This is a genomic window from Microcystis sp. LE19-41.2A (genome assembly GCF_027530405.1).
Classification (GTDB): domain Bacteria; phylum Cyanobacteriota; class Cyanobacteriia; order Cyanobacteriales; family Microcystaceae; genus Microcystis; species Microcystis aeruginosa.
Window position 1 is genome coordinate 1 of record NZ_JAPZQJ010000550.1, and the last position, 3,439, is coordinate 3,439.

The following is a 3,439-nucleotide window of genomic DNA, read 5'->3' on the forward strand; positions in this document are numbered from 1 at the left end:
AATGGAAATTTTTTCTTTCTTCCAGACATCGATAATTTTTTGGCGAAAATCTACGGAATAGGGTCTCATAGGAAGCTGGTAAGTTCTATTATTTGTCTATTTGCTTTCCATTGTACCTCATAGCTCCAAGAATTGCTATAACTCAGTCAAGGTTAAACGATTTTGCTGAAACTTTTCGATCGATAAAAAAACCTGAGTAATTAAAGCCATATTAACGGCAATGCTGGTGATGGGACGACTAAAGTGTGAGGAATATTCATTTTCACTCTTTACAGTTAGTTTAATGGCTTCATATTCACAATATACCCGGACTTCTACCCCGAATTTTTCCGCTAATTGTTGAATGGTTTGATGCACTCGTTCGGTGGTGGTACTGTGCTGCAATAAGATGCGGCCAGTTAAAAACATCAGGTGAAAATAATCAGGAAAAGACGGAGATTTAGGGGATAAATAGGATTTTGAGGTGAAAGGATCGCACTCCACTTTGGTTTTTCTCCTTTTTTAATCGGCCAATCAGAAATTAGATTTGTTAAAAAACTACACCTATAAGATCTTACCGCAGCCACATCTAAAAGAGGTGGTTCTCTCCACATCATGGGGAAGAATGTATAGCAGAATACAAATTGAATTTTGGATTTTGGATTATCTGTTGGGTTCCAGTTTTAGGATAAACTAGGAGAAATTTCTCAGCCAGAAGGATTTTCGGGAACGGAAAATCTGAATAAACTTATCGCTGACGGTATGATCTTTTGTGTCGGCAGCGTATTGAATTAAGGTTTCTCGCAAGGCTTCACCTTCTCGGTCTGGCATCAGTCTGGCTAGGAGAAAATAAACGCCACGAAATCTTGGATCTTTGATGTTTTCCCTTAATCGATTATCTTCCGTTTCACCAAGGAATGTCTGTACGATAAAAAAGTCTTGAATTTTTTCGTGGCGAAAATACCATTCTGTTTTAGATTTGCCTTCAAGAGATGTAACCAGGCGACTGACAACCATTTTATGGCGTTCCATGCACTGTAATTCTTCTTGCCACTCTTCAGGCGGAATTTCTGCTTTGTCATTCAGTCGCATTTGATAGACGGTTTCAGCAAATGTTCTGAGGGGAAAGGTTTTCGCTGGATAAAGTCGCTTATAATCGGCTTCCATAATATCAAATTGCTGTTGTTGCAAGTTCAACAAGTTGGGAATTTCTTCCTGCGATAACATGAGAGCCACAATGGTTAGCTCCATTGGGTTAGAAAGCATACGGCGAGTCGCAATTTGTTCTTCAGGAACTGCTGAATTGAGTACAGTAGCGAGATAATTTTTACACGCTTGTTCGTAATCCGAACCTTTAACCTTGGCATCTTCTGGTAAAATAGGAGTACGGGAGATTAAAAATTGCTCAATTTGTTCGTCTTTTAAAGGTTGCAACGTGTAAGTTTTAGCTGTAGAAGGGGGAGTCCATTCTAACGGCTGAGTCGCCATAATAATATTGCCCTTGAAGTAACTTTCCACAAAGCCAGTAATCTTGGCTCTAGTATCTGGCGTGACTTCATTTAATCCATCAATACAGATATCAATTGCACCGCTATAAATGAGATTTTTGAGGAAATTAGAATCTTCTTTAACATAGCCGTGTAGTTTTGCCTGAATTGCCCTCAATACACCTGCATCGCATTTTTTGGCAGGCAAGTAAACCGCAATGCGTTGAGCTTTTTGGACTAAATGGCGCAAAAACATAGATTTGCCGAGTCCAGATTCGCCTTCGAGGATAATTTGCCCTCGGATTTCAGGAATGGCTTCTTGCAGCGATTGAGTTTTTGTTGTCGCTTGAAGTTTTACATCGGAATCTGAAAAGTATGTTTGGGGATTAAAGGTACCTAAATGGGCATCTGAAAGTAACGATTCTTGGAAAGGAGCAAATAATTTAGAGCGTAGATAGGGAATCCATGTCAAGAGGAAATCGACATACCACAGCCCTATAATTTTCCTGACTTTTGGATTCCAGAAAAAGAACGCTTGAATTTGACGAAATTTGGGATAAATAAAGATTAAGAGAATCCAAAACATAATGTGAATTGGCAAGCCATACATAACTAAGTTTAACCAAAACTTATACGGTATTTCTAGCCGGAGTTCTTGTTGCTGAAGAAGTTCAGCAGTACTTTTAATATCTTGTTGAGTTTTCCAGCTAATGTAGGGATATTCATTCTCTAAATACTTTGAAGTATCTTGAAATACGATAACATAGTCTTTTAACCTGTCTGAGGGTAGGGCTTTTTTATTTTTCTCAAGCTTTGCTCCAATCTCAACCAGAGAATCAGCAGCATCACTGATAATCCAACTATCAGACTTCTTGTCTTTAATAGCAGATTTTAAAGTAATGACGACTCTTTGTGATTTTTCTTGAACCCAAAATTCTTCTGACTCGCTGTTACCGACTGCAATAGCAGCATTGTAACGAATCGAGTAATCGATATCTTGGTCATCGATAATTTTAACTAGATAATTAGTGGTTTTTTGCGTTCCTAAGCCAATCTTACTCAGAGCAGATATCGCACTGTTGCGAATACTCAGATCGGTGTCATTGTCTTTGATAATCTTATTGAGGGCATCTAAAGCTTCTTCCGATCCTAACCCAATTTGACCTAAAGCATAGGCAGCACGGCTACGAATATCATTAACTTGTTTTTTATCTTCCAGAATAGTAATTAGATTTTTAGTGGCATTAGCTGATCCCGATCCTATTTTTTCTATAACAGAGATAGCATTACCGCGAGTTGCTGGTTCAATCGTCTTATCCTTAGCAAAAGTAGTTAGGGAGTTGATGGCTTCAGTTGATCCCGCCCCAATCTCTCCCAGTGCATATATAGCATTGCTGAGAACAACAGGATCATTATATTTATATTTCTGAATAACAGCAATGAGAGCTTTAATTGCTTCTGTAGAACCTAATCCCACCTTACCTAGAGCATAGGTAGCACGGCTACGAATATAAGGATGATGAGCTTGATCTTTGATAATGATATTAAGAACCTTGATGGCTTTTGAATCGCATTTGACTACAGCCTCGAATGCAGCGTTTCTTACTGACTCTTTACTATCATTGAATTTCCCTATATTCACTCTAATCTCGCCTTCCGCACATCCTTGTTGCGCCCCAGCAGGACTTGTCATTAGCAATGGCAAACCACAGCTAAACAGAAACAGCTTCAGCACAAAGCCAATTGCCATTCTAGTGGTTCTTTTCATAGAGTTTTTCCTGCCACTCTTGGATTAAGTATATCTGCTCCTTCATTATAATTGAAGAAAGCTATATATAGCAATTCTTGGAGCTATGAGGTACAATGGAAAGCAAATAGACAAATAATAGAACTTACCAGCTTCCTATGAGACCCTATTCCGTAGATTTTCGCCAAAAAATTATCGATGTCTGGAAGAAAGAAAAAATTTCCAT

Annotated in this window: 2 protein-coding genes; both read right to left on the reverse strand. The window is 38.6% G+C overall.

The features are described 5' to 3' along the window. Positions 1–135: 135 nt before the first annotated feature. Positions 136–483: a threonine/serine exporter family protein gene (locus tag O9290_RS23080; RefSeq protein WP_288055844.1), complete on the reverse strand. Its 348-nt coding sequence runs from the start codon at positions 481–483 to the stop codon at positions 136–138. Between the two features lie 189 nt (positions 484–672). Next, positions 673–3,234, reverse strand: a complete 2,562-nt coding sequence (locus O9290_RS23085) for a HEAT repeat domain-containing protein (protein ID WP_288055846.1) — start codon at positions 3,232–3,234, stop codon at positions 673–675. Between the last annotated feature and the right edge of the window lie 205 nt (positions 3,235–3,439).